The sequence below is a fragment of the Paracoccaceae bacterium genome (assembly GCA_033344815.1).
GTDB lineage: Bacteria > Pseudomonadota > Alphaproteobacteria > Rhodobacterales > Rhodobacteraceae > Roseobacter.
Map to the genome: position 1 here is coordinate 1,067,996 of JAWPMR010000001.1, position 25,779 is coordinate 1,093,774.

Consider the following 25,779-nt stretch of genomic DNA (forward strand, 5'->3'; position numbering starts at 1 on the left):
TGACAACCGCGTGACGGACTATTCTGCCGCTTGCATCGTTGTTGTGCCCCCTGAACGGATCACCGCAAGTAACGCTTCGCGCGATTTTGCAGCTTTCGCCTCATTGGCTTGTTTGACAGGACCGAAACCTTTGATTTGCTGCGGCAAGGCGGCCAAAGCAGTGATCGCGGCGCGCGTTCCTTCATCCAGCAAGGGCAATACTTCTGTCATGTCCCGTTCGTATTGTTTTATCAACGCACGTTCCATGCGCCTTTCACCCGTATATCCAAAGGGATCAAAAGGCGTGCCGCGCAGCCATTTCATTTTGGCAAGAACACGCAGCGGTTTTTCCAACCAAGGGCCAAATTCACGTTTGATCGGCCGGCCATCCACACCTTTTTTCGACAGCATCGGGGGTGCAAGATTAAAGGTCATTTTGAAATCGCCATCAAATTCGGCCTGTGCCTTTTTGCGGCTTGACAAAAGTAAGCGTGCCACCTCGTATTCATCCTTATAAGACAAAAGCTTATGGTAGGATTTCGCGACTTCCCGCCTGATCTCTTGGTCGGCGACGCTATCCACGAACTTCCGATATCGTTTTGCAAGCCTTTTGCCTTGATATGCGCTCAATTGATCGGCGCGGAAGGCGATCTGACCTTCGTGCGTTTTGGGCAAATTGATAACATTGGGCTGCAAAATAGTCTGCACGTCCTCGGGAAAAAGAACCGACCACCGACCAATTTCAAAGGCGCGTTGGTTGCGGTCAACGGCTGCACCATTCAGCTCAATTGCCTGAGAAATTGCGGCGCGCGACAGTGGGACCAAACCGCGCTGCCACGCCGCGCCGAAGATCATCATGTTGGAGAAAATTGAATCTCCGAGGGTCGCTTTTGCCAATTCAGAAGCATCAAAGAGGTCCACACGGTCTTTCAGGCGCGCCTCCAGAGCGAGGGACAAACGTTCGCTTGGCAGTTGAAACTCGGTGTCGCGCGTGAAGTCACCCGTGATAATTTCGTGGCTATTAACAACCGCTCCGGTACGACCGGTGCGCGTCAACCCAAGCGTTTTCGCCCCGGCGGAAACCACCAGATCCCCTCCGATCAACGCGTCCGTTTCACCCGTTGCAACTCGTATTGCGCTGATATCTTGGGGTTTTTCCGCGATCCGGCAATGGATGTGCACAGCGCCGCCCTTTTGGGCGAGACCGGCCATTTCCATCATCCCGGCACCCTTGCCATCTATGTGCGCCGCCTGCGCCATAACAGCTCCGATGGTCACCACGCCGGTGCCACCGACGCCAGTAATGACAACATTCCACGTGCCATCAATTTTAGGCAACTCCGGATCGGGCAAGTCCGGGATGTCCAGGTCAGTGGTTGGGGATTTGCGAACTTTTGCGCCTTCCAGAGTTACAAAAGAGGGGCAAAACCCTTTGACACAGCTAAAGTCCTTGTTGCACGAAGATTGGTCGATCGCGCGCTTTCTACCCAGTTCGGTTTCTTTTGGGACGATGGACACGCAGTTTGATTGCACCCCGCAATCGCCACATCCCTCACAGACGTCTGTATTGATAAAGACCCGCTTGTCCGGATCCGAGAAAAGACCGCGCTTGCGGCGGCGACGTTTTTCAGCGGCGCAGGTCTGTATATAAACAATTGCAGAAACGCCTTCTATATTTGCAAACCGCTTTTGCACAGTTTGCAAATTCGCTCTTTCGTGCGTTTCCACCCCTGCAAAATTGGCCAGATCAACGTCCTCTTTTTCATCATAGACAACAGCGATGTGTGGCACGCCCATGGCTTGCAGTTCTTTGACAATGCGCGGCGCATCCAGATCGCCGTCATTATTTTGGCCACCCGTCATCGCGACCGCATCGTTGTATAGAATCTTATACGTGATGTTGGTCTTGGCGGTCAAAGCGGCGCGGATGGCCTGCACACCAGAGTGGTTGTACGTGCCATCACCGATGTTCTGAAAGACATGGGGTCGCTTGGAGAAGGGTGCTTCGCCAATCCAATTCGCGCCTTCCCCGCCCATATGGGTGAAACCCGTCGTTTCGCGGTCCATCCATTGCACCATATAGTGGCAACCGATGCCCGCGTAAGCGCGGGACCCTTCGGGAAGCTTGGTCGACGAGTTATGCGGACATCCTGAACAGAAATATGGCAGCCTTTGCGCGATCTCTTCTGCGTTATCGCTCCGGCGCGCTTCATCCAACAAGGCGAGGCCGGCACGCAACCGCTCGGTATCGCGTCCTTCTTCCAAGAGAATGCCGCCCAGTTTTTCGGCAATCATGATCGGATCCAAGGCGCCGCGCGTGGGAAACAATTCTTCCCCATGCATCGACCCCGCGCCACCCCCCTTGTGCCAGCCAAATACCCGCCGCCCGCGACGATCATCGAAAATGGCTTCCTTTATCTGCACTTCGAGCAGCTTGCGCTTTTCTTCGACCACCACAATCAGATCGAGACCTTCAGCCCAATCGTGAAACCCGCGCATGTCCAGCGGGAAGGTTTGCCCGACCTTATAAGTGGTGATCCCGAGCCGTTCGGCCTCTTCAGCGTCAAAGTTCAACAGACTCAACGCGTGTTCGAGATCCAGCCAATTTTTACCGGCCGCAACAAAGCCGATTTTCGCGCCCGCTTTGCCCCAGACGCGTTTGTCCATCTTATTGGCGTGGCTGAAAACTTCGGCTGCGAGCTTTTTATGATCGATCATCCGCGCTTCCTGAGCATGCGGCGTGTCAATCAAACGGATGTTCATTCCGCCTTCGGGCATTTCAAGGGCAGGCAGTACAAATTGCGCCCGCGCGAGATCGGCGTTCACAACAGATGTGACCTCGACCGTATCCTTCATGGTCTTGAGACCCACCCAAAGGCCGGAAAAACGGCTCAACGCAAACCCATAAAGCCCATAATCGAGAATTTCCTGCACGCCCGCCGGGCTCACCACGGGCATATAGGCATCCACCATGGCCCATTCCGATTGATGCAAAACGGTGGAGCTTTCGCCCGTGTGATCATCGCCCATAGCCATTAACACACCGCCATTTGGCGAGGTCCCAGCCATATTGGCATGGCGCATCACATCGCCGGATCGATCTACGCCCGGTCCCTTGCCGTACCAAAGCCCGAACACACCATCGAATTTGCCCTCACCTCGCAATTCCGCCTGTTGACTGCCCCACAGAGCTGTCGCTGCGAGGTCCTCGTTCAGGCCTGGTTGAAATACGACATCATGCTCCGTCAATTGTTTTTCAGCGCGTGCCATCTGCATATCCACAGCACCAAGCGGCGATCCGCGGTACCCTGTGACCAGACCGGCCGTATTCAGCCCATGTGCCCGATCCAGGGCTTTTTGCATCAACATCAGCCGTACAAGCGCTTGCGTTCCGTTGAGCAAAACGTTCTGTCTTGTCAAATCATAGCGGTCGTTCAGTGAAATTTTCTGAGTGCTCATCGGACGCCTCCCCAGCGCTGAACCAGTGTTGCACGTTTCGAAGTTGATAATAGGTCACATAAGCTGACCTGTATACCCAATTTTTCGTGTTTCGCAGGTTTTGTAAGATGGAACACTGTATTTCAAAGGCGGATATCGCTAACACGGGGCGTAACGATTGATATGGGTAGCGGTATGGACTGGGATAAGTTGAGGATTTTTCACGCTGTGGCGGATGCGGGGTCGCTGACCCATGCGGGCGACAAGCTGAACCTATCCCAATCTGCGGTCAGCAGGCAGGTCAGAGGTCTCGAAGAATCGCTTAATACCACTCTGTTTCATCGACACGCGCGCGGGTTAATACTGACGGAGCAGGGTGAGTTGCTGTTTGATGCGACCAGCGCCATGTCACGGCGGCTGGATACCGCTTCCGCGCGCATACGTGACAGCGAAGATGAAGTTTTTGGTGAATTGAAGGTTACAACCACCACAGGGTTTGGCACATTATGGCTATCCCCTCGTTTGCCGAAACTCTACGAGCAATATCCTGATCTCAAGATTGACCTGATGCTGGAAGAGCGCGTTCTCGACTTGCCGATGCGCGAAGCGGATGTGGCCATTCGTATGAAAGAGCCAAGTCAGGCAGATCTCATCCGCAAGAAACTGATGATGATCCGAATGTGTCTCTATGCGACGCCGGATTATCTGGATGAATATGGCACGCCAAGGCAAATCGAAGACATCTCGGAACATCGGCTGATTTGCCAAAACACCGACAGCGATCAGGTTGGCGCTGGTTTGAACCTTGTCCAACATCTGATGACGCATCAGATTCGCTCTACGCTGACGGTCAACAACTACTACGGCGTCTTGCAGGGCGTTCTGAACAATCTCGGAATCGGCGTGCTGCCGGACTATGTCACTGAGGATTTCCCAGATCTGGTTCAGGTCTTGCCGGATCTTGAATCGGCCGACGTACCAGTCTTTCTGGCCTATCCAGAGGAGTTGCGACATTCTCAGCGGGTTTCTGCTTTCAAGGACTTCGTGCAGGAAGAGATCATAAGTTACCGCAAACAGTTGAGAGATAAGCAAAACTCCTGACGTCGCGCTCAGCCATGCATCTGACGCATATCCGGCATGACGATGTTCGTCCTAAATCAGCCTTGATCGTGTGCAACCTGCCCCCTATTTCATCTCTTGAAGGTACCGGTGCTTGCACCTGCCTTCACACCTCCCTGTTGGACTTGGCCGAGCTTTGTGCTCGGCCTTTTTTTTGGCGCTGTCAAAAAAGCGAAAACAAACGGCAATCATCCGCCTTGCCAGTTGCCTTCAATACCCTGAGGCATGAAAGCATCATGCAAATGTAGATCTGCCAAGTGAAAACGGTTGATGTCGTCAAATGGATTGCAACCGCCATTCAATTGGTAGGGTACGCTCTGACAGGACTGAACATTGTCCCATGGAATGTTTTCGCCTTCATCATCGCAATCGTGCTTTGGTTTCTTGTAGGGCTCATGTGGAAAGACCGCGCGATCATGGTTGATCATGTCGGGGCGTTCGTTGCCATTCTAGGCGATTATCTGAATTCATAACGGATAGTGACGCAGATACTCCGTATTCGCGGCGATGGTATACCTGTTAGTTTAGATCGCTGGCAATGAAGACGGGCAACGCCCTGACAGCAAATTCCGGTTCAGATATAAGGCTAAAACCGTGGCGTATATCGACAACGTCAATCCAATCTCCCCTTTCCCCGCGCCAGCCCTTGTCCTAAAGACACCGCATACCGACACGAGAAAGACACAGCCCATGCAAGAGCCTGCCATCACGCCTGACCTGATTGCCAGTCACGGGCTTAGCCCCGATGAGTACCAGCGCATCCTAGAAATCGTTGGCCGGACCCCGAGTTTCACGGAATTGGGGATTTTTTCGGCCATGTGGAACGAGCACTGTTCCTACAAGTCCTCCAAGAAATGGTTGCGCACCCTGCCCACCACCGGTCCGCAAGTCATCTGCGGCCCCGGCGAAAACGCAGGGATCGTCGACATCGGCGACGGGCAAGCGGTCGTCTTCAAGATGGAAAGCCACAATCACCCCTCCTACATCGAGCCTTATCAGGGTGCGGCAACCGGCATGGGCGGCATCCTGCGCGATGTGTTCACTATGGGCGCGCGGCCTGTCGCGGCGATGAACAGCTTGAGTTTTGGTGAGCCTTCTCATCCCAAGACGCGTCAATTGGTCAACGGCGTGGTCGAAGGCATTGGCGGCTACGGCAATTGCTTTGGCGTGCCAACCGTTGGCGGCGAAGTGCGGTTCGATCCGGCCTATAATGGCAACTGTCTGGTGAATGCTTTTGCGGCGGGCCTCGCGGACACGGACAAGATATTTTATTCCGCCGCCTCCGGTGTGGGCATGCCGGTGGTCTATCTGGGTGCAAAAACCGGGCGCGATGGCGTCGGCGGCGCGACCATGGCCTCAGCAGAATTTGACGACACCATCGAAGAAAAACGCCCCACCGTTCAGGTAGGTGATCCCTTCACCGAAAAGCGCCTGATGGAAGCCACGCTGGAGTTGATGCAAACCGGCGCCGTCATCTCTATTCAGGACATGGGGGCCGCTGGCCTGACTTGCTCGGCTGTGGAAATGGGCGACAAGGGCAATCTCGGCGTAAGGCTCGAATTGGAACGTGTTCCGGTGCGCGAAGAAGCCATGACAGCCTATGAAATGATGCTCTCTGAGTCCCAGGAACGCATGTTGATGGTCCTACGCCCCGAGCTTGAAGCACAAGCCAAGGCGGTCTTTGACAAATGGGACCTCGATTTCGCCATTGTCGGCGAAACCATCGCGGAAGATCGGTTTTTGATCTTGCACAATGGCGAGGTCAAAGCTGACCTGCCGCTCAAAACGCTGGCTGGCACCGCGCCCGAATATGACCGCCCGTGGGAGCCGACGCCAGCCCCCGCGCCTTTCACAGAAAAACTAAATGTGGATCCAATTGAGGGCTTGAAGGCGCTGATCAGCAGCCCGAATTATGCCTCCAAGGCTTGGGTGTTCACACAATATGACACGATGGTCATGGCAGATACGGTGCGCGTTCCCGGGCTCGGCGCGGGGATCATCCGGGTGCATGGCACCGACAAGGCGCTGGCGTTTACCTCTGATGTGACCCCGCGCTATGTCAAAGCAAACCCGATTGAGGGTGGCAAACAGGCCGTGGCCGAAGCGTACCGTAACCTTTCCGCCGTCGGCGCCAAGCCATTGGCCACAACAGACAATATGAACTTCGGAAACCCTGAAAAGCCCCGGATCATGGGACAATTCGTCGGTGCGATCCAAGGCATTGGTGCCGCCGTAGAAGCGCTTGATATGCCGATCGTGTCGGGCAACGTGTCGCTTTACAATGAGACCGACGGAGCGGCGATCCTGCCGACACCAACAATCGGTGCCGTTGGATTGCTCGCGCACACAGACGACATCATCGGATGCGATGTGCGCGAAGGATACATCGCGCTGGTATTGGGAGAAACACAAGGGCATTTAGGGCAATCTGCTCTTTTGGCTGAGGTATTTGGCCGCTTTGAGGGTGACGCGCCCGCTGTCGATCTCGTGCAAGAGGCCGCGCATGGCGATTTCATCCGTGCCAATCGATCTCATATCGCGGCTTGCACAGATTTGTCAGATGGCGGTTTGGCCCTTGCAGGGTTTGAAATGGCCGAAAAAACAGGCGTTGGCATCCAGCTGACAGCAGATGATCCGGCGACACTTTTTGGCGAAGATCAGGGACGCTATCTGATCGCTTGCAGTTCCGATCAAGCAAAGAAATTGATGTCGACTGCGTCAGCGGCCGGTCTGACGTTGATCGAATCGGGAAAATTTGGCGGCGACGTCGTAAAGCTGGGAAGTGCCAGCGAGACCCTAGATGCGCTTTCAACGCTTTATCGTGGATCATTTGCGGCTGCAGTGGCCTAAGCCCTATTCACTGATCAACCGCATCAACCTGTCTTTCTCGCCCATATCATCCGGGCGGGACAGAGAAATCGCAAGATCCTCAAGAGAGGCAATCGAATGCCCCGCCCGAAAGCTGTCCACATGCGGCAACATGGCGCGAATACCTTGTGCCTTGGGAGCGAAACCCTCCCACCGCAGCAACGGATTGAGCCAGATCAGACGGCGCGATGACAGGTGCAAGCGTTCGATCTGTCGCTCCAGCGCCTCCGGATCATCGCGATCCAGACCATCGGTAATCAGCAAGACCACCGCCCCCTGCCCCATCACGCGTCGCGACCAGTCGCGATTAAAACTTTCCAGACATTGGCCAATCCGCGTACCACCTTCCCAGTCCTGCGCTTCGGCCCCCGCGGCGGCCAGTGCTGCATCCACATCGCGCTGTTTCAAATGGCGCGTAATGTTTGTCAGCCGCGTGCCGAAGGTAAAGGCATGCACCTTCGCCCAACCTGCGCCTTTGGCGTTCGCCACGGCGTGCAGAAAATGCAAAACGACGCGGCTGTATTGGCTCATCGAGCCAGATATATCGCAGAGCACCACCAGATTGGGCCAGCGCGGGCGCGGTTCCTTAAAGGCAATCTTGTGCATTTCGCCCCCCTGACGCGTGGCGGCCCTCAAGGAACGTGCAGGGTCTACGCGTCCGCCCGTCAGGCTTGGTTTGGCGCGCCGTGACCGGATCGGCGGCACTGGCAGATTGAGCTTGGCCAACATCCGTTTTGCCTCCGCCATCTCAGCATTGCTCATTTGCTCAAAATCCAGACTACGCAGGCGTTCCTGTGAAGACATAGTCAGACTCGCGTCGATCTCGACCTCTGTGGTCTCATCCTCGCCGCCTTTTTCGGGGTCGAAATCGGGTGCCTCGGCCCCATCCAGCAGTGCCTCAGCGGCGCGCTTCTCTGCCGATTGCGCCTTACGATCCTCCTGCACCCCGCGCACCGCCGGGATCATATAAGACATCATGTGTTCAAGGTATCGCGGATCTCGCCAGTAAAGGCGGAAGATCTGCGCAAACACCAATCGGTGCTCTGGTTTGTTTACGAAACACGCATGCAACGTCCAATAAAAGTCTCGCTTTTCGGTAAACCCTGCTGCTTCCACAGCGCGAATGGCCTCAATAACGCGGCCCGATCCAATCGGAATCCCAGCGCGCCGCAATGCCCGCGCGAAATGGGTGATATTGCCCGCAAGTTTCGGGTTTTCGGGCAAATCGAGAGGGGCGTATTCAGGCATCAGAGTAATTCAACGCCACTTACAACCGCCATCGCTGCTTCATGAGGAGACATCGCTGTGACGTCGAGCGTAAATGCGCCTTCGGGAACAAAAAGTCTGTCGCATTCGCGAATGGTCCGTAAAGTATCCGCGTCCATCAGTTTGGTCCCACCCGCCCTAGACGGATCGATCAACCGGCGTCGGTTCTCCTCCCCGTCAAGGTCGAGAATACAAGAATAAAGGGAGGCCTTTCGCGCGCGTGCAAGATCAACTGCCGGCTGATAAAGAGGCCGCGCGGCGGGTTCATCTGCCAGCGCATCCGTCAAGACGATGGCAACGTCCGCAGGGAGATCCTTTGCATGGTCCAAAACGACCTCCCGCACCTCTTCGCGCAGCACAGACCACCCGGACGTCCCCCGCTCATAAATTGCGCAGGCAGCGTCAAGCATGATGTGGTTGTCGATCAGACGCCCGCCCAAGTGATCAGCGACAATCCTTCCGATCGTCCGCTTACCTGCTCCGGGCCAGCCGCCAATATGAATTACCGGTGCCGTTGCCATAAAGTCAGACCATCTCCAGCGAGGCCTTGACCTGATCCAGAATACGTTTGGCCTCAGAGCCTTGCAGCTTTTGAATGTCGTCCTGATACTTCAGAATGGCACCCAGCGTATCGGCGATCACTTCCGGGCTGAGGTTGATCGCGTCCAATGCCAACAGGCATTTGGCCCAATCAATGGTTTCGGCCACGCCGGGTTTCTTGAACAAATCCTCGGTGCGCAATTGCTGCACAAAAGCAACCACTTCGCGGCTGAGTGCGGCGGCGGCTTCCGGGGCCTGCGCTTGCAGAATTTCCATTTCGCGATCGAAATCCGGATAGTCCACCCAATGATACAAACACCTGCGTTTAAGCGCATCATGCACTTCGCGGGTCCGATTTGAGGTCAGGATCACAATCGGCGGTTCAGGAGCCTTGATCGTGCCCAGTTCAGGGATCGTCACCTGAAAATCGCTGAGCGCCTCCAGTAAAAAGGCTTCAAACGGTTCATCCGTGCGGTCCAATTCGTCAATCAACAGCACCGGCGCGCCGTTTTCATCCGGGCGCATAGCGTCCAACAAGGGGCGTTCGATCAAAAAATCGTCGCTGAACAGTTCGGTTTGCAGGTCTTTGCGCGAGGTATTGCCCGTCGCCTCGGCGGTGCGAATGGCCACCATCTGCGCCGGGAAGTTCCACTCATAGACCGCGCTGGAAGCGTCCAAGCCCTCATAACATTGCAGCCGGATCAGGCGACGCCCAAGGCCCGCCGACAAGGCTTTGGCGATTTCGGTTTTGCCAACACCTGCTTCACCTTCCAGAAACAAGGGTCGCCCCAAGCGCAAGGCCAGAAAGACCACCGTGCCCAATGATCTGTCACAGACGTAACCTTGTTTCGACAGCATTTGCTGGACGGCATCTATAGAGTCTGGTGCTGACATGATGTCTCCTTCTGATGGGTCGTAGCCTGCATTCCAGCACCGGGGCGTCAAGCACAGATCGTACATAAGTCATGCATCAGACACAGTTTCATCGCCTGAATCACTGGATGTCTGAAACAGCGCGCAAACGACAATCTTACGATTGCGGAACTGACCCACACCTATGCGGGCAAATGAACAATCCGAAAAAGCCCCTTTCTTAGTCCATTTTCCAAGCCAAAATTCCAATGCTCTACGCGCCGTCTCTGGCGTAGCGGATGCGGGTGTGCTAGCGCAATTGCATGACCCAGACCCTGACAATTCGCCGCCCCGACGACTGGCATTTGCACCTGCGTGATGGCGCTATGATGCAAGCCGTTTTGCCCTCAACGACCGCACATTTTGCGCGCGCGATCATTATGCCCAACCTTGTGCCGCCCGTTGTCACCCACGCACAGGCAAAAGACTATGAAACACGGATTTTAGCGGCCTGCCCTCCAGGGACGGATTTCAAACCGCTGATGACATTATACCTGACCGAAAACACCGATCCCGCAGATGTCGCCGCGGCACATGCTTCCGGATTGGTCCATGCGGTGAAACTGTATCCGGCTGGTGCGACGACCAATTCAGCAAGCGGCGTTTCGGATTTCGACACCGTGCGACCAGTGTTGGAAAAGATGGCGGAGATCGGATTGCCGCTCTGCGTTCACGGCGAAGTCACTGACGCGGAGATCGACATTTTTGATCGTGAGGCCGTGTTCATCGACCGGGTTCTGGACCCGATTCGTCGCGCAACACCGGGATTGCGCGTGGTGATGGAACATATCACAACGTCAGATGCCGTGGCGTATGCACGCGCACAGGATGACACGCTGGCGGCAACAATCACAACGCATCATCTTGTGATCAACCGAAACCACATTCTGGCCGGTGGGATCAAACCACACTATTATTGTCTGCCCGTAGCCAAGCGCGAGGAGCATCGATTGGCGCTGCGCGCCGCGGCCACATCGGGCGAGGCGCGTTTCTTTTTAGGGACTGACTCCGCGCCTCATACGGATGCAAACAAACTGCTGCCGTGCGGATGCGCGGGATGCTTCACGGCGCCCAACACCCTGTCAATACTGGCGCAGGTGTTTGAACAAGATGACGCGTTGGAAAAATTAGAACAGTTTACGTCTCTCAATGGCCCCGCGTTTTACGGGCTGCCCGTCAATCAGGACACAGTAACACTTGAAAAAACCGGCGCCAGCTATCCAACACATGTGGAAAGCGCCGAAGGGCCTGTAACTGTTTTTGACCCTGGTTTTGATCTTGAATGGGCGGTGCGATAATCCGACTAGATCGCCCAACGCCCCCCGACACCGCACTTAAAAGGACTGCACAATGATCCCCTCTACCTACCCTGATCCATCCGAAATCGCGCGCCTGACCGCCCGGATGTTGCTGGAGATCAAGGCCGTGCATTTCAATTCGGCGGAACCGTTTATCTTCGCCTCCGGTCTGGCCAGCCCGACCTATATTGATTGCCGCAAACTCATCAGTTATCCCCGCATCCGCAGCACGTTAATGGACTTTCTGACTGCGACCGTCATGCGCAACGCCGGCTTTGAGGCCTTTGACAATATCGCGGGCGGCGAGACTGCGGGTATCCCTTTTGCCGCTCTGGTGGCGGAACGCATGGGGTTGCCGATGACCTATGTGCGCAAAAAGCCCAAAGGCTATGGACGTGACGCGCGTATTGAGGGGGACATGCTTGAGGGGGAACGCGTGCTCCTGGTTGAAGATCTGACAACCGACGGCGGATCGAAACTCTCGTTCGTGGATGCCATCCGTGAAACTGGTGCGACCTGCAGCCACACGGCAGTGATTTTCTATTACGGCATCTTCCCGGAAACCGAAACAAAACTGCGTGATCACGGCGTGCAACTTCACAGCCTCTGCACATGGTGGGATGTCTTGGCCGAAGCCAAAAACCACGCATCCTTTGACGCCCAAACGCTCGGTGAGGTCGAACGATTTTTGAATGATCCGCGTAAGTGGCAGTTGGGTAACGCAAAATAAAGTTACCCCCAGCGACGTCACAAAACTGACATAGATTCGCGCGACCCAAAGCATATGTTGCGTGAGATTTCGTCTCTGCTACACTATCAGGTGTAAATTCCGCCGGTGAGGTTTTATGCACAGCTTTATCCCAGCCTTCTCCACCAAGATATGAAGATAGGGTTCGCGCGCAAACTTCTGTAAGACAAGTGCAGCAGACAGCAGGCGCGCCATCGAGCGCGCTATCGGGGCAAACAGGGACAGTCATGAACGAAATAGCGGCCTTCAATCCGACCGGCGTCGATGTGCAATCGCCCGACTCCATGCCTCATTCCATCGAGGCGGAGCAGCAGCTTTTGGGCGCGATCCTGACCAACAATGACATCTACGATCGTGTCGCCTCGATCATTGGGGCCAAGCACTTTTACGATCCAGTACATGCGCGCATTTTCGACATCTCCGCAGCTCGTATTGCCAAGAACAACCTCGCCTCTCCCGTCACGCTCAAGGCATTCATGGAAGATGACGAAGGCTTGACGGAACTCGGCGGTCCCGCCTACCTCGCGCGCCTCGCAGGTGCTGCGATTTCGGCCTTTGCGGTGCGCGATTACGCGCAGATGATTTATGATCTGGCAGTCCGGCGCGATCTGATCCAACTCGGGCGGGAAATCTCGGATAAGGCCGCGACTGTTGATGTGGCCTCTGAGCCGCGCGAGCAGATCGTGGAGGCGGAACAAGCGCTTTACAAGCTGGCCGAACAAGGTCAGGCAGAAAGCGGTTTTCAAAGTTTTCTCAAAGCAGTAACCGACGCAGTTAATGTCGCAAATGCAGCCTACCAACGTGAGGGGGGCCTTGCCGGGGTTTCCACCGGGCTGATTGACATGGACAAGAAACTGGGCGGTCTTCACCGTTCGGATTTGCTGATACTTGCTGGGCGTCCTTCCATGGGTAAAACCTCGTTGGCGACCAATATCGCGTTCAACGTCGCCAAAGCCTATAAACGCGGCCAGTTGCATGATGGTACAGAAGGCGCGGTGGACGGTGGTGTTGTCGGGTTCTACTCTCTTGAAATGAGCGCTGAACAGTTGGCCGCTCGCATCCTCTCAGAAGCCGCGGAAGTGCCCTCCGAGCAAATCCGTCGTGGTGATATGACCGAGGTCGAATTCCGCCGTTTCGTCGACGCCGCCAAGGCCCTTGAGGCTTGCCCGCTATACATTGACGACACTCCCGCCCTGCCGATCAGCCAATTGGCGGCGCGCGCGCGCCGACTGAAACGGACCTATGGCTTGGATGTGCTGATCGTGGACTACCTGCAATTGGTGCGCGGGACAGGCAAATCCGAAAACCGGGTGAATGAGATTTCCGAGATCACCATGGGCCTCAAGGCCATCGCCAAGGAGCTGGACATTCCGGTCATTGCGCTGTCGCAGCTGTCGCGTCAGGTCGAGAACCGTGAAGATAAACGCCCCCAACTCAGTGATTTGCGCGAATCCGGCTCGATTGAGCAGGATGCAGATGTGGTGATGTTTGTGTTCCGCGAAGAATATTACAAAGAACGTGAAAAACCAGGCGACCACGATCTGGAGGCGATGGCAAAATGGCAAGAGGAAATGGAGCGTCTGCATGGGCGCGCCGAGGTGGTCATTGGCAAGCAGCGTCATGGCCCTATCGGCACGGTCGAGTTGAGCTTCGAGGGGCGCTTCACGCGGTTTGGCAACCTCGTGCAACCGTGGCAACAGGGGACTGATCGCGAATTCTGATCTGATTTGTGATTGGACAGGCGTGCGTTTTTCTGGCGCAATGTGCGCATGCGTTTGCTCCTTGTCTTTTGCACTTTCTTGATCGCCGTACCACCAGCCACCGCCCAGGACATCGAGGTCGATGTTGAGCTGTTTCTGGCGGTGGATGTATCGCGGTCCATGTCACCCGCCGAACTGGAAATCCAACGGCGTGGGTACGCTGAGGCACTGACCAGCGAACAGGTCATGACCGCCATTCAAAATGGTCTTTTGGGACGTATTGCAATTACCTATGTGGAATGGGCAGGCGAATATGCGCAGCGCGTGATCGTGCCCTGGACCCTGATACAGACTGACTCGGATGCGCAAAAGATTGCGCGCCAGATCACGGCGCGGTTTGATGAGGGCCTCAGGCGTACGTCAATTTCCGGCGCGCTCCTCTATGCGCAGGACGACTTCCAAGAAAACGGTTTCATAGGCTTACGTCGTGTTATTGATGTATCTGGTGACGGTCCGAACAATCAGGGACGTCCAGTTGAAAGCGCCCGGGATGCTGCTTTGTCGCAGGGTTTCATCATCAATGGCCTGCCTTTGATGACGCAAGATGCGCTCAGCGAGATCTGGGGCATTCCCGATCTCGATATCTACTATCGAAACTGTGTGATCGGCGGGCCCGGCGCCTTTGTCATTTCGGTATTGTCATGGGACCAATTTGGCGCAGCTGTCAAACGCAAGCTGGTGTTGGAGATTGCCGAGATACCTGTCCGCGTCGTGCCCGTACAATATCAACCTCCAACACCCTATGACTGCTTGGTGGGTGAGAAAATGTGGGAGCAAAACAGAGCCTATTTCGACATCCCGTGAACAGGGTGGCGCCGTTGCAAAAGCGCCATTTTCCGCTTGACGCTCCGCACAGCCCTGTCAAAACCCGATCCATGGCTTCTGCAACCCTGACCATTGATCTGAAGGCCCTGCGCGAGAATTGGCGCAGCCTGAATGCAACCGCACAAGGCAAGGCCGCCGCAGTTGTGAAGGCGGATGCCTACGGGCTCGGGATTGCGCCGGTTGCCAAAGCTCTGGGCAAGGCGGGCGCACGATCTTTCTTTGTGGCCATTGCTGAAGAAGGGGTCGCTCTGCGCCAAATTCTGGGCAAGGGTCCCGAGATAAGCGTTTTTGCCGGGCATATGGCAGGCGATACAAAGTCCATCCGGGATGCGAACCTAACGCCGATGCTCAATTCCATTGATCAGATGTCGCGCCATTTCGAGTCCCTGCCCGGTCATCCTTTTGGGATTCAGTTGGACACCGGCATGAACCGCTTGGGCATGGAGGCAGCGGAATGGGCCGCCGTGCGTGATCTTGCTTTGGCGCAACGACCAACCCTGATCATGTCACATTTGGCCTGTGCAGACACGCCTGATCACGCGATGAACAACCAACAACTGCAGACCTTCAAAGAGATGACGCAAGGGACCAATGTGCCGCTTTCGCTGGCGGCAACGGGCGGCACGCTGCTGGGTCCTGAGTTCCATTTTGATCTGGTGCGCCCCGGCATCGGCCTCTACGGCGGGTTGCCCTATATTGATGCGCGTCCGGTTGTTGCTCTCACTGTCCCCGTAATCCAAATCCGCGATGTCGCGGTGGGTGAAACCGTTGGGTATTCAAATACCTGGGTTGCGCGCGGCCCGTCGCGGATCGCCACCATTTCAGCCGGTTACGCAGATGGCATCATCCGTGCGATGGGGCCGCAGGCGCATTTTCATGCAAACAGTTCCACCGTTCCCGTGGTCGGGCGCATTTCGATGGACTTGATTGGCGTTGATGTAACCGGTCTCGCGCACGAGCCCGAGCATCTGGAGTTGATCGGCCCGCATCAATCGGTGGACACGGTTGCCGGATTTGCCGATACCATAGGATATGAAATCCTGACCTCGCTGGGAGCGCGCTACAAACGCGTCTATATGTGATAAATCCGCTCGCTCTCATTGGCCGCACCGTCTTGGGCGTATTGGCCGCTATTGGCCGCATCGCTCTGTTCGGTCTTGAGGCCATCAGTCATATGCTGCGCCCGCCCTTTTATCATCGCGAATTCCTCTCTGCGTTGCTCAACATCGGTTGGTTGTCGTTGCCCGTTGTTGGGCTAACGGCCGTATTCACCGGTGGTGCGTTGGCGTTGCAGATCTATGCCGGTGGGTCGCGGTTCAACGCAGAGGCCGTGGTGCCTCAGATCGTCGCCGTGGGCATGGTGCGTGAACTCGGGCCGGTTTTGGTCGGGTTGATGATCGCAGCGCGGGTCACCTCCTCTATTGCGGCCGAAATTGCCACGATGAAAGTGACCGAACAGATCGATGCTTTGGTTACGCTCTCAACCCATCCGATGAAGTACCTCACAGTGCCGCGCGTGCTGGCCGCCGTTTTGGTTGTGCCGGTGCTGGTTGGCATAGGCGACATCATTGGGATTTTTGGCGGATACGCCGTTGCCACCGGTACGTTGGGCTTCAACCCGTCCGGCTATATTCGCAACACGGTCAATTTCCTTGAGCCGGTCGATATCATCTCTTCTTTGACCAAAGGCGCAGTATTTGGGTTCGCCGCAGCCCTTATGGGTTGCTATCACGGGATGAATTCCGGACGCGGCGCGATGGGCGTGGGGCGTGCAACAAAAACTGCCGTTGAGGCGGCAGCCGTGCTCATTCTGGCCGCGAACTTCGTGCTCACCGGGGTGTTCTTCTCGCTATGATCAAAATGGAAAACATCAAAAAATCCTTTGGAACGAACCACGTGTTGCGCGGTCTTGATCTTGAGATTGGAACCGGCACGTCGATGGTCATCATCGGCGGATCCGGCACGGGAAAGTCAATTGCACTCAAATGCATCCTCGGCCTGATCAAACAGGACAGCGGCACAATATCAGTAGATGGTCAAAACGCCGACAGCGGGGACCGCGATGCCTTTCTGGCCCGCTTTGGCATGCTGTTTCAGGGTGGTGCATTGTTTGACAGCCTGCCGGTCTGGCAGAATGTGGCGTTTCGCCTGCTGCGGGGATCGCTGAAACGCCCACATGATGAGGCACGCGCAATTGCGATTGAAAAACTGCGCCGCGTCGGGCTGAAGGCAGATGTCGCAGACCAGTTTCCCGCTGAGTTATCGGGCGGCATGCAAAAACGCGTCGGCCTTGCCCGCGCCATTGCCGCTGAACCTGAAATCATTTTCTTTGACGAACCCACAACCGGGCTCGACCCAATCATGTCCGGAGTCATCAACGAATTGATCCGCGAGATCGTGGTGGAGATGGGTGCAACGGCAATGACCATCACTCATGACATGACGTCTGTTCGCGCCATTGCCGACAACATCGCCATGCTGCACGAGGGCGTTATCCAGTGGACCGGCCCTGTCAGCCAGATGGATGACAGCGGGAATCCCTATCTCGATCAGTTCATTCAGGGCAAGGCAGAGGGGCCAATTGAGGCCGTTCGCTAAGAAACCCGTAAACAATCCCGCCTCAATTGAGAGATTGTAAAACCTGCGCGAACAATATGCCCGGATCGGTTGAAACGTTCACCAATTCTTGGGTTTTATTCGAATTTTCAAAATTATTGTGTTACGTTTCCATTAAGTTCGGCGATTGTTTGCCGACGTTAATGATTTTTCAGGGAGTGTTTTTCCATGGAACAATTTCGTCCTGCGCTGTCGATGACGCGCTCGGTTTTCCAAAGCTTTTCTTTGGCGCTTGTTGCGGGCGCTGCGATGATCGCTGTTTTGTTTTCGGGGCTGGCGGCTTTTGGCGTGCTGCCGTGGGTTGAAGTGCCACTCGCGATCAATGGCGTGATGGTTGAAAACGGCGGCGTCTATGCCCAGGTCACAATCACTGTGTTGTTGCTGTGCATGTGCTTTTTTCTCCCGACAAACCAGCGCGTTTTGCGTCTCGAAAGTGCGCATCACAGCTTTTCAATACGCATGGAAGATGTCGCCCGCGCCTATGCCATCGCGCATGCGGAAGACCGTAAAGGCCTGTTCCATGCACCATCCGAATTTGATGCTGTCAAAGAACGGATTGTTCATTTACGCGATCATCCCGACCTCGGCAGCCTCGAACCGGATATTCTCGAAGTCGCTGCGCAGATGAGCCGGATCAGTCAGGACCTCGCGGAGAGTTTTTCCGACGACCGTGTCGACCGCGCTCACGGGTTTCTGGTGCAACGTCAGCAGGAAGTCGAAAAATTTCAGGAGCGGTTGGATCATGCGAAAGCGCTACACGCCGACATCCGGCAATGGAGCAATCGGCTTGAGCTTGATGAAGCTGTTGCCAAGTCCCAACTGGATCGTTTAATCGAGGATCTCGAAGAAATCCTGCCTGAAATCAAGATTGAAGACGCGACCAGCGCATCCGGCAAGAGCCAAACAGAGGGCGTCATAAGACTGCCAAGACTCGCCGCAGAGTAGGGCATTTACCCTTTGACCTCATATGCCCGCTGGGGCATCAAGTGTCATGGCAAAATCCCCCTCCTACTCCTGCGCGTCCTGTGGCAATGTCACAACAAAGTGGGCCGGACGCTGTGAGGCTTGTGGCGAGTGGAACACAATTTCGCAGGACGCTGGGATTTCCAAGGGCCCGGCCAAATCGCTGGGCGGAAAGCGTGGATCCTCCATTGTTCTGACCGATCTGGCCACACAGGAGGCCCCGCCTCCGCGGACCCAATCCGGAATTGCAGAGTTGGACCGGGTCTTGGGCGGTGGTCTGGTCCCGGCGTCTGCGATATTGGTGGGCGGTGATCCCGGCATTGGCAAATCCACACTTCTGTTGCAGGCCGCCGCGCAATTCGCGCGCTCGGGATTGAAGACCATCTATGTTTCCGGCGAAGAAGCTTCTGCACAGGTCCGGATGCGCGCGCAGCGCCTTGATCAGGCGAATGCACCGGTCAAACTCGCCGCCGAAACCAATTTGCGCGATATTCTGACAACGCTGGAGTCAGAGAAACCACGACTGGCGATCATCGATTCCATCCAGACCATGTGGGCGGACAATGTAGAAAGCGCACCTGGGTCCGTCAGTCAGGTGCGCGCGGCGGCTCATGAGTTGACCAGCTTTGCCAAACGCAAGGGAGTGTCCGTCATCCTGGTGGGCCATGTCACCAAAGACGGGCAGATCGCCGGACCGCGCGTGGTCGAACATATGGTTGACACTGTGCTTTATTTTGAGGGCGAGCGTGGGCATCAATTCCGCATCTTGCGCGCGGTAAAAAACCGCTTTGGCCCAGCCGATGAGATCGGCGTTTTTGAAATGACCGGCAAGGGGCTTGCTGAAGTTGCAAACCCGTCTGCGCTGTTTCTGTCTGAGCGGGGAGAGCCCTCCCCCGGTTCTGTGGTCTTTGCCGGCGTTGAAGGAACGCGCCCGGTCTTGGTCGAATTTCAGGCACTGGTAGCTCCGTCCCCCCACTCGCAAGCCCGTCGCACGGTGGTGGGCTGGGATGGCGGACGGCTGGCGATGATACTTGCCGTGCTGGAAGCACGTTGTGGCATCCCCTTTGCGGGCCTTGATGTTTATTTGAACGTCGCGGGAGGCATGAAAGTGTCCGAACCTGCAGCGGATCTTGCCGTGGCCGCCGCGCTTTTGAGTGCGAGAGAAGACGTCGCCCTGCCCGCCGACACAGTTGTTTTCGGTGAAATTAGCCTGTCTGGGGCATTGCGTCCGGCATCACAGACCGAAAACAGGTTGAAAGAGGCGCAAAAACTTGGTTTCACCAGCGCAATCGCGCCCAGCGGCGGCAAACCTGTGGGATTGGGTGGGATTTCCCTGAACACAATGGGGGATCTGACGGCGTTTGTGGGTGAAATATTTGGCGCAGGATAAGCGCGATACGAAAGGCAATTGAGACTATGGAAGGTTTTACCATCATTGATGGCGTCGTGGCGCTGGTCCTGATTGTCTCGGCGCTACTCGCCTATGGGCGTGGTCTGGTGCGCGAAGTTATGGCCATCGTTGGCTGGATTGCCGCAGCTGTTCTGGGATTTCTGTTCGCCCCTCAGGTCGAACCGCTTGTGCGCGAAATTCCGGTTGTGGGCGAATTTTTGGCCGATAGCTGCGAATTGTCCATCATCGGGGCTTTTGCAATCGTCTTTGCCGTAGCCTTGATTGTGGTGTCCTTGTTCACGCCATTGTTTGCCTCCGTTGTACAACGCTCGGCATTGGGCGGCATTGATCAGGGATTTGGTTTCGTGTTTGGCGTTGCACGAGGTGTGCTGTTGATCGCCATTGCCTTTTTCGTTTATGAAACGGTGGTCACTGGCGAAAAATATACCATCGTAGACGAAAGCCGCTCGGCGATTGTCTTTTCGCAGATTTCCTCTCAAATCCAGAACTCCGAACCAGAGCAAGCATTGGGCTGGATTACGCAGCAATATGAAACACTTGTCGGAAACTGCGGCGCCTGAAATCTCCCCCTGCATCTCTAAAAAAAACCGCATGGTTTTAACTCGGTTTTAAGGCCAGCAGACCTAGCCTCCGCTCAAACGAAGAGCCCAGAGGCGCGCGTGACCGATATACAAACCGAATGTTTTGACGATATTGCAGCCTCTGTATTTGTCCTGGAACCGGATCAAACAGGCGTACCCCGTTATGTGATCTGGAATACGACTGCAGAATTAGAAAGTGGTCTGAATCGTGACTCCGTGCTCGGCCGAACCGCGCGTGACGTCTACGCTGGATCGGTGGCGGAAATTGAGTACCAACGCCACTTGGTCGCGCTCCGCACCGGTGAAAGTGTTGTCTATGACATCAATGACACCACGTCAGGCGCATCAAAACGGCGTTGCACGACACTGAAGGCCCAACATGACTGCGATGGATCAATTCTGCGCCTGATCGGAACAATCAAGGACACAACGGCCGAACACGAGGCGCGTAATCTGAGAACCAGGCTTGCGTCGTTAAGCGGCGAGGCGGAACAGTTCGTGGCGCTCGCGGCTCATGATCTGCGCACGCCTATGCGCAACATCTCCATACTAGCGGACATGCTGCGAGAAGATTTTGAAGATCGCGGCGATGGAAAGCTTGAACTGATTGATCTGCTTGAAGAAGTCGCAGAAAAATCAGGGGGTTTGCTCAGGGAAATCCTTACACACACCCAGGACATAAACGCTTCTGCAGAAGTGAAATGGTTCGATTTCGAACAGCTCTGTCAAACACTGATTGACGTGCTTGACCCCCTTTCCATGCACAGTATCGTTGCACCAAAAATCTGGCTCTTCAGCGATAAAACCGCGATGCAGATCGTGCTGCGCAACCTCTTTGACAATGCGTTGAAGCATGGTCAGAAATCAAACCTGTCAATAATCGTTGATGTGCAACAATCCAGTTTTGACACCCTGAGCATCCAGGTTCAGGACAATGGGCAAGGGTTTGAGGGCGCAGGTCGTGCCCTTTTGGACACCGGACCGTTTCGTGCCGACAAAGGATATGGCTTGCTGGGGATCCGTCGGTTGCTGACGGCACGCGGGGGCACTATCAGGTCGCAAGACAGAAGCGATCGCAAAGGCTGCACCATCAGTTTTACCCTGCCCGGTCAGATCGACGCCAATCGCTCAAGAGACATGGATATCCCCAAGCGTGCCCGCAAAACAGGATGACTTCTCGTCAAACGTGTCGATACCGTTGCCGACAGGCGACATTCGTCAGTCACACCATGATAGTTTCGTGACACTCAAGGCATGACGTCCTACATAAGATCTGTTGTCCCAAACCGGATTCGGAGCTGCCCCGTTGTCCAAAGTCATGCCCGCCGCACATCCTTTTGATTCATCTTATCTGCGTGATGGCGAGGATGAAGACAAACTAAAAGAAGAATGCGGCATATTTGGCGTCGTGGGCGTGGTAGATGCCGCCAATTTTGTCGCTCTTGGTTTGCACGCCCTGCAACATCGCGGGCAAGAGGCGGGTGGCATTGTCTCGCATGACCCTGACCAGGGTTTCCAGTCTGCCAGACGATTTGGGTATGTACGCGACAATTTCACATCGCAAAAGATCATGGAGACTTTGCCCGGACCCCTGGCCATCGGGCACGTGCGATACTCAACGACCGGTTCAAAAGGACCGACGGCGATCAGGGACGTACAACCTTTCTTTGGTGAATTCGCCATGGGCGGCGCGGCGATCGCACATAATGGCAATATCACCAACGCGAATGCATTGCGGCGGGAATTGATTGAGCGCGGTTCGATTTTTCAATCCTCATCTGACAGTGAGTGTATCATCCATCTGATGGCCCGCAGCCTGCAGCGGACGATCCCGGAACGTATGGAAGACGCGCTGCGCCGCGTTGAGGGCGCGTTTTCCGTGGTGGCGATGACGCGTACCAAGCTGATTGGCGTGCGCGACCCTCTTGGTGTGCGACCTTTGGTTCTGGGCCGCGTCGGGGATGGTTGGGCGCTGAGTTCAGAAACCTGTGCACTTGACATCATTGGCGCTGAATTTATGCGCGAGATCGAACCCGGTGAGATGGTTGTCATCACCGAAAAGGGAGTGGAATCTCATTTCCCCTTTCGTCCGCAAAAACCAAGGTTTTGCATTTTCGAACATGTATACTTTAGCAGACCTGACAGTATCCTGGGGGGCCGGTCTGTCTATGAGACCCGCGAGGCCATTGGCCGCGAATTGGCAAAAGAGGCTCCTGTTAATGCCGATCTCGTTTGCCCTGTTCCCGATTCAGGAACACCTGCGGCGATTGGTTTTTCTTTGGAGTCCGGAATACCCTATGCGATGGGAATTATTCGCAACCAGTACATGGGCCGGACGTTCATTGAGCCGACCGAACAAATCCGCAACATGGGCGTGCGCCTGAAATTGAACGTGAATCGGGCATTGATCAAAGGGAAGCGCGTCATTCTCGTTGACGATTCCGTGGTGCGCGGCACGACATCGCGCAAGATAAAAGAAATGATCTTAGACGCAGGGGCCGCCGAGGTTCATTTCCGTATCGCCTCACCGCCTACAGCCTGGCCTTGTTTTTATGGCGTCGACACGCCGCAACGCGAAAAGCTACTGGCCGCGACCATGTCCGAAGACGAGATGCGTGATCATTTACAGGTGGACAGCCTGAAATTTATCTCGCTAGACGGTCTTTACCGCGCCGTTGGCGAGGCAGACGGTCGCAACGCGGCCCAGCCGCAATACTGTGACGCCTGTTTCTCTGGCGAATATCCCGTTGAGCCTGCCGACCAGATCGAAAGCGGGTTTGAAATGAAAGCAGCCGAATAGCAATCTGTTGACAATTCCCGTCACGATCAAAGGGCAATGTAACAAAATGAACCCTTTGCCAACGAATATCACCGCGACGCTTGCGGCTTGGCCAAAGCTGGCGACTGATCGGTTTCACCAAATTCGTGAAACTGTGTTCATCGTGGCAAAACGTGATGACGTGGGGCGCTTGATTGAAACGCTGAAATGGGGGCAACCTTCTTGGCTGCCGGAACAACCGCGGGTTGGAACGACGCTGCGCTGCAACTGGACCCAAGCAAGACCAGATCATCTAAGCCTCTTTGTGAACTGCCAGACCAATCTGCTTGAGACAGTGAAAACGATTTACCCCAAAGACTTCGAGTACGATGGCAAACGTGCTTTGCATTTGGATCTGCATAAGCCGTTGCCAATGGACGCAATCGAACACTGCGCTGCTCTGACGCTAAGGTATCATCGCAAGACTGCTTGACGCGGGCGCCAATCGCGCCCATCACCTGCGACATGACAAAAACAGCATTGATCACTGGCGCGTCACGCGGTCTGGGTGCCGCTCTCGCAGAAGCTTTGGCGCCAACCCACCACATCATCGCTGTGGCAAAAACCACCGGCGCGCTTGAAGAACTGGATGACCGAATTCAAGCAAAGGGCGGCTCGACGACGCTAGCGCCGATGGATGTGACAAACGCGGATGCAATGGCAACGCTTTGCCGTGGCATTTTCGAGCGGTGGAAAACGTTGGATTTATGGTGTCACACGGCCGTGCATGCCGCACCGCTGGCACCAACGGATCATGTTGACGCCAAAGACCTGGCGAAATCCATAACCGGTAATGTCACGGCGACGGCCACATTGATTGCCTACGTTGCGCCCCTTCTGGGACAAACCGGTCAGGCGGTGTTCTTTGATGATCCGCAGGCCGGAAAGAAGTTCTTTGGCAGCTATGGCAGCACCAAGGCTGCCCAAATCGCACTGGCAATAAGCTGGCAAGCCGAAACAGAAAAACTCGGTCCAAAGGTTTTAATTTTAACGCCTCCCGCAATGCCGACGGCCACGCGCGCGCGGTTTTACCCCGGTGAGGATCGCCAAGCGTTGACTGATCCTGCTGTAGCGGCCGCTGAAATTCTGGCGCAACTCTGACGCCACACGCTCCGTCATAAATTTCCCTTCTGGCAGCGCGCGCTCTTGTCGCTTGCGCGGGGCTCGCTTATCAATGCGCAAAGGGGCTTATCCATGCGCATTCTCATCACAAATGACGACGGTATCAACGCACCGGGCCTAAAGGTGCTCCACGCGATTGCCACCGATTTAGCAGGCGAAACAGGTGAGGTTTGGACCGTCGCCCCTGCTTTTGAACAATCAGGCGTTGGGCATTGCATCAGCTACACTCACCCCATGATGATCAGCGAATTCAGCCCGCGCCGTTTTGCAGCCGAAGGGTCGCCAGCCGATTGCGTGCTCGCAGGGTTGCACGAAGTGATGAAAGATGCGCCGCCCGATCTGGTTTTATCCGGCGTGAATCGTGGAAATAACTCAGCGGAAAACACGCTCTATTCCGGCACAATCGGCGGCGCAATGGAGGCTGCATTGCAAGGTTTGCCCGCAATCGCCTTGTCGCAATATTACGGCCCCAAAAACGCTCAGACGGAAAACCCTTTCGAGGCCGCAGCACAGCATGGTGCCGATGTTGTCCGCCGAATTCTGGCGCACACCCCGGAAGAAAATGGTGGGTATCGCTTGTTTTACAACGTAAATTTCCCACCCCTGCCCGGTGCGGATGTCAAGGGTATCCGCCTGTCTACACAAGGTATGCGCAGCGGCACGGGGTTTTCGACCGAGCCCCATATGTCCCCTTCCGGGCGTCGGTTCTTGTGGATAAAGGGCGGTAATCAACAAATCGCAACGGCTCCGGGTTCGGATGCTGCGGATAATCTTGAAGGGTATGTTTCAGTGACCCCGATGCGTGCAGACCTCACGGCTCATGATATGATGAACGATCTATCTGGCATCGCCTCATGAGCGCTGAGGCGGAACGCAAAATGCAATTTCTATATGCGCTCCGCTCCAAAGGTGTGACCGATAAACGCGTGCTGTCCGCCATGGAAAGCATCGACCGAGGCCCGTTCATACGCGGGATTTTTTCCGAACGCGCGTATGAGGACATGCCGCTGCCCATTGCTTGCGGACAAACGATCAGCCAGCCTTCTGTCGTTGGTCTGATGACGCAGGCTTTGCATATCAGCCCTCGCGATAAGGTGCTCGAAATCGGGACGGGTTCGGGTTACCAGGCGGCCATCCTCAGCAAGCTTGCGCGTCGCGTCTACACGATTGATCGTCACACCCGTCTGGTGCGTGAAGCTCGCGACATTTTTGATCAGATGGATCTGTCAAACATCACCGCCATCACAGGTGATGGTAGCTTTGGTCTGCCTGATCAGGCCCCTTTTGATCGCATCATCGTCACGGCGGCTGCCGAAGATCCCCCCGGTACTTTGATGGAACAACTTAAGACAGACGGGATTATGGTCGTGCCTGTCGGGCAGTCGGATGCCGTTCAGCACCTGATTGTCGCACGAAAAACCGCGCAAGGCGTTGAATATGAAGAGTTGCGCCAAGTTCGCTTTGTTCCATTGCTGGAAGGCTTGGGAAAGGACGGATAAGCTGCTATAAAGGTCT

At 55.5% G+C, this 25,779-nt stretch carries 23 protein-coding genes; 19 read left to right on the forward strand and 4 right to left on the reverse strand.

The genetic code is table 11. The features are described from left to right. Positions 1 to 18: 18 nt before the first annotated feature. Positions 19 to 3,438 carry an indolepyruvate ferredoxin oxidoreductase family protein gene (locus R8G34_04955; protein ID MDW3222225.1) on the reverse strand — a complete coding sequence of 1,140 codons (3,420 nt, stop codon included), beginning with the start codon at positions 3,436 to 3,438 and terminating at the stop codon, positions 19 to 21. Positions 3,439 to 3,612: 174 nt separating this feature from the next. On the opposite strand from R8G34_04955, the gene R8G34_04960 reads away from it, so the two are divergent. From R8G34_04960 to purL, 3 genes are all read left to right on the forward strand, one after another. Then, positions 3,613 to 4,518 (forward strand): LysR family transcriptional regulator, encoded by a 906-nt coding sequence (locus tag R8G34_04960; GenBank protein MDW3222226.1) that lies wholly within the window; start codon positions 3,613 to 3,615, stop codon positions 4,516 to 4,518. A gap of 275 nt (positions 4,519 to 4,793) precedes the next feature. Next, the gene (locus tag R8G34_04965) at positions 4,794 to 5,009 is read left to right on the forward strand and encodes a DUF6552 family protein (protein MDW3222227.1); all 216 of its coding nucleotides are present in this window, start codon (positions 4,794 to 4,796) and stop codon (positions 5,007 to 5,009) included. Positions 5,010 to 5,226: 217 nt separating this feature from the next. Further along, entirely contained in the window at positions 5,227 to 7,386 is a 2,160-nt protein-coding gene (gene purL / locus R8G34_04970; GenBank protein ID MDW3222228.1) for a phosphoribosylformylglycinamidine synthase subunit PurL, read from the forward strand. A 3-nt stretch (positions 7,387 to 7,389) separates the two neighbouring features. On the opposite strand, the gene R8G34_04975 is transcribed toward purL, so the two are convergent. The 3 genes from R8G34_04975 to R8G34_04985 are packed head-to-tail and all read right to left on the reverse strand — an operon-like array spanning position 7,390 to position 10,104. Beyond that, complete coding sequence (locus tag R8G34_04975; GenBank protein MDW3222229.1) at positions 7,390 to 8,652, reverse strand: VWA domain-containing protein; 1,263 nt, start codon at positions 8,650 to 8,652, stop codon at positions 7,390 to 7,392. Continuing rightward, on the reverse strand, positions 8,652 to 9,191 hold the full coding sequence (locus R8G34_04980) for a hypothetical protein (GenBank protein MDW3222230.1): 540 nt from the start codon (positions 9,189 to 9,191) through the stop codon (positions 8,652 to 8,654). The genes R8G34_04975 and R8G34_04980 overlap by 1 nt, the downstream gene beginning before the upstream one ends. Before the next feature lie 4 nt (positions 9,192 to 9,195). Continuing rightward, on the reverse strand, positions 9,196 to 10,104 hold the full coding sequence (locus R8G34_04985) for a MoxR family ATPase (GenBank protein MDW3222231.1): 909 nt from the start codon (positions 10,102 to 10,104) through the stop codon (positions 9,196 to 9,198). A gap of 281 nt (positions 10,105 to 10,385) precedes the next feature. Here R8G34_04985 and pyrC point away from each other — a divergent pair, with 281 nt between their 5' ends. The 16 genes from pyrC to R8G34_05065 all read left to right on the forward strand — a co-directional run bounded on the left by pyrC (position 10,386) and on the right by R8G34_05065 (position 25,763). Beyond that, the gene (pyrC, locus tag R8G34_04990) at positions 10,386 to 11,420 is read left to right on the forward strand and encodes a dihydroorotase (protein MDW3222232.1); all 1,035 of its coding nucleotides are present in this window, start codon (positions 10,386 to 10,388) and stop codon (positions 11,418 to 11,420) included. A gap of 52 nt (positions 11,421 to 11,472) precedes the next feature. Further along, positions 11,473 to 12,150 (forward strand): orotate phosphoribosyltransferase, encoded by a 678-nt coding sequence (locus R8G34_04995; GenBank protein MDW3222233.1) that lies wholly within the window; start codon positions 11,473 to 11,475, stop codon positions 12,148 to 12,150. Positions 12,151 to 12,395: 245 nt separating this feature from the next. After that, on the forward strand, positions 12,396 to 13,889 hold the full coding sequence (locus R8G34_05000; GenBank protein MDW3222234.1) for a replicative DNA helicase: 1,494 nt from the start codon (positions 12,396 to 12,398) through the stop codon (positions 13,887 to 13,889). A gap of 48 nt (positions 13,890 to 13,937) precedes the next feature. After that, the gene (locus R8G34_05005) at positions 13,938 to 14,732 is read left to right on the forward strand and encodes a DUF1194 domain-containing protein (GenBank protein ID MDW3222235.1); all 795 of its coding nucleotides are present in this window, start codon (positions 13,938 to 13,940) and stop codon (positions 14,730 to 14,732) included. A 71-nt stretch (positions 14,733 to 14,803) separates the two neighbouring features. Further along, a complete protein-coding gene (gene alr / locus R8G34_05010) occupies positions 14,804 to 15,835 on the forward strand; it encodes an alanine racemase (protein MDW3222236.1) in 1,032 nt (343 codons plus the stop codon). After that, a complete protein-coding gene (locus R8G34_05015; GenBank protein ID MDW3222237.1) occupies positions 15,835 to 16,608 on the forward strand; it encodes an ABC transporter permease in 774 nt (257 codons plus the stop codon). Before alr ends, R8G34_05015 begins: the two co-directional genes overlap by 1 nt. Continuing rightward, positions 16,605 to 17,351, forward strand: a complete 747-nt coding sequence (locus R8G34_05020; GenBank protein MDW3222238.1) for an ATP-binding cassette domain-containing protein — start codon at positions 16,605 to 16,607, stop codon at positions 17,349 to 17,351. Before R8G34_05015 ends, R8G34_05020 begins: the two co-directional genes overlap by 4 nt. Positions 17,352 to 17,537: 186 nt before the next feature. Beyond that, positions 17,538 to 18,314, forward strand: a complete 777-nt coding sequence (locus tag R8G34_05025; protein ID MDW3222239.1) for a DNA repair protein — start codon at positions 17,538 to 17,540, stop codon at positions 18,312 to 18,314. A gap of 46 nt (positions 18,315 to 18,360) precedes the next feature. After that, positions 18,361 to 19,722 (forward strand): DNA repair protein RadA, encoded by a 1,362-nt coding sequence (radA, locus tag R8G34_05030; GenBank protein ID MDW3222240.1) that lies wholly within the window; start codon positions 18,361 to 18,363, stop codon positions 19,720 to 19,722. A 26-nt stretch (positions 19,723 to 19,748) separates the two neighbouring features. After that, positions 19,749 to 20,303 carry a CvpA family protein gene (locus R8G34_05035; protein MDW3222241.1) on the forward strand — a complete coding sequence of 185 codons (555 nt, stop codon included), beginning with the start codon at positions 19,749 to 19,751 and terminating at the stop codon, positions 20,301 to 20,303. 99 nt (positions 20,304 to 20,402) lie between these two features. Next, positions 20,403 to 21,497: an ATP-binding protein gene (locus tag R8G34_05040; protein ID MDW3222242.1), complete on the forward strand. Its 1,095-nt coding sequence runs from the start codon at positions 20,403 to 20,405 to the stop codon at positions 21,495 to 21,497. 145 nt (positions 21,498 to 21,642) lie between these two features. Next, positions 21,643 to 23,124 (forward strand): amidophosphoribosyltransferase, encoded by a 1,482-nt coding sequence (gene purF, locus R8G34_05045; protein MDW3222243.1) that lies wholly within the window; start codon positions 21,643 to 21,645, stop codon positions 23,122 to 23,124. A gap of 7 nt (positions 23,125 to 23,131) precedes the next feature. Next, positions 23,132 to 23,575: a DUF1801 domain-containing protein gene (locus R8G34_05050; GenBank protein MDW3222244.1), complete on the forward strand. Its 444-nt coding sequence runs from the start codon at positions 23,132 to 23,134 to the stop codon at positions 23,573 to 23,575. A gap of 32 nt (positions 23,576 to 23,607) precedes the next feature. Further along, on the forward strand, positions 23,608 to 24,243 hold the full coding sequence (locus R8G34_05055) for an SDR family NAD(P)-dependent oxidoreductase (GenBank protein MDW3222245.1): 636 nt from the start codon (positions 23,608 to 23,610) through the stop codon (positions 24,241 to 24,243). Positions 24,244 to 24,336: 93 nt separating this feature from the next. Continuing rightward, on the forward strand, positions 24,337 to 25,122 hold the full coding sequence (gene surE / locus R8G34_05060) for a 5'/3'-nucleotidase SurE (protein ID MDW3222246.1): 786 nt from the start codon (positions 24,337 to 24,339) through the stop codon (positions 25,120 to 25,122). After that, on the forward strand, positions 25,119 to 25,763 hold the full coding sequence (locus tag R8G34_05065) for a protein-L-isoaspartate(D-aspartate) O-methyltransferase (protein MDW3222247.1): 645 nt from the start codon (positions 25,119 to 25,121) through the stop codon (positions 25,761 to 25,763). Before surE ends, R8G34_05065 begins: the two co-directional genes overlap by 4 nt. The last annotated feature ends 16 nt before the right edge of the window (positions 25,764 to 25,779 follow it).

Coding starts and splice junctions, on each gene's coding strand:
- R8G34_04955 (MDW3222225.1), bottom strand. CDS start 3,438: ATGAGCACTCAGAAAATTTCACTGAACGACCGCTATGATTTGACAAGA.
- R8G34_04960 (MDW3222226.1), top strand. CDS start 3,613: ATGGACTGGGATAAGTTGAGGATTTTTCACGCTGTGGCGGATGCGGGG.
- purL (MDW3222228.1), top strand. CDS start 5,227: ATGCAAGAGCCTGCCATCACGCCTGACCTGATTGCCAGTCACGGGCTT.
- R8G34_04975 (MDW3222229.1), bottom strand. CDS start 8,652: ATGCCTGAATACGCCCCTCTCGATTTGCCCGAAAACCCGAAACTTGCG.
- R8G34_04980 (MDW3222230.1), bottom strand. CDS start 9,191: ATGGCAACGGCACCGGTAATTCATATTGGCGGCTGGCCCGGAGCAGGT.
- R8G34_04985 (MDW3222231.1), bottom strand. CDS start 10,104: ATGTCAGCACCAGACTCTATAGATGCCGTCCAGCAAATGCTGTCGAAA.
- pyrC (MDW3222232.1), top strand. CDS start 10,386: ATGACCCAGACCCTGACAATTCGCCGCCCCGACGACTGGCATTTGCAC.
- R8G34_04995 (MDW3222233.1), top strand. CDS start 11,473: ATGATCCCCTCTACCTACCCTGATCCATCCGAAATCGCGCGCCTGACC.
- R8G34_05000 (MDW3222234.1), top strand. CDS start 12,396: ATGAACGAAATAGCGGCCTTCAATCCGACCGGCGTCGATGTGCAATCG.
- R8G34_05005 (MDW3222235.1), top strand. CDS start 13,938: ATGCGTTTGCTCCTTGTCTTTTGCACTTTCTTGATCGCCGTACCACCA.
- alr (MDW3222236.1), top strand. CDS start 14,804: ATGGCTTCTGCAACCCTGACCATTGATCTGAAGGCCCTGCGCGAGAAT.
- R8G34_05020 (MDW3222238.1), top strand. CDS start 16,605: ATGATCAAAATGGAAAACATCAAAAAATCCTTTGGAACGAACCACGTG.
- R8G34_05025 (MDW3222239.1), top strand. CDS start 17,538: ATGGAACAATTTCGTCCTGCGCTGTCGATGACGCGCTCGGTTTTCCAA.
- radA (MDW3222240.1), top strand. CDS start 18,361: ATGGCAAAATCCCCCTCCTACTCCTGCGCGTCCTGTGGCAATGTCACA.
- R8G34_05035 (MDW3222241.1), top strand. CDS start 19,749: ATGGAAGGTTTTACCATCATTGATGGCGTCGTGGCGCTGGTCCTGATT.
- purF (MDW3222243.1), top strand. CDS start 21,643: ATGCCCGCCGCACATCCTTTTGATTCATCTTATCTGCGTGATGGCGAG.
- R8G34_05055 (MDW3222245.1), top strand. CDS start 23,608: ATGACAAAAACAGCATTGATCACTGGCGCGTCACGCGGTCTGGGTGCC.
- surE (MDW3222246.1), top strand. CDS start 24,337: ATGCGCATTCTCATCACAAATGACGACGGTATCAACGCACCGGGCCTA.
- R8G34_05065 (MDW3222247.1), top strand. CDS start 25,119: ATGAGCGCTGAGGCGGAACGCAAAATGCAATTTCTATATGCGCTCCGC.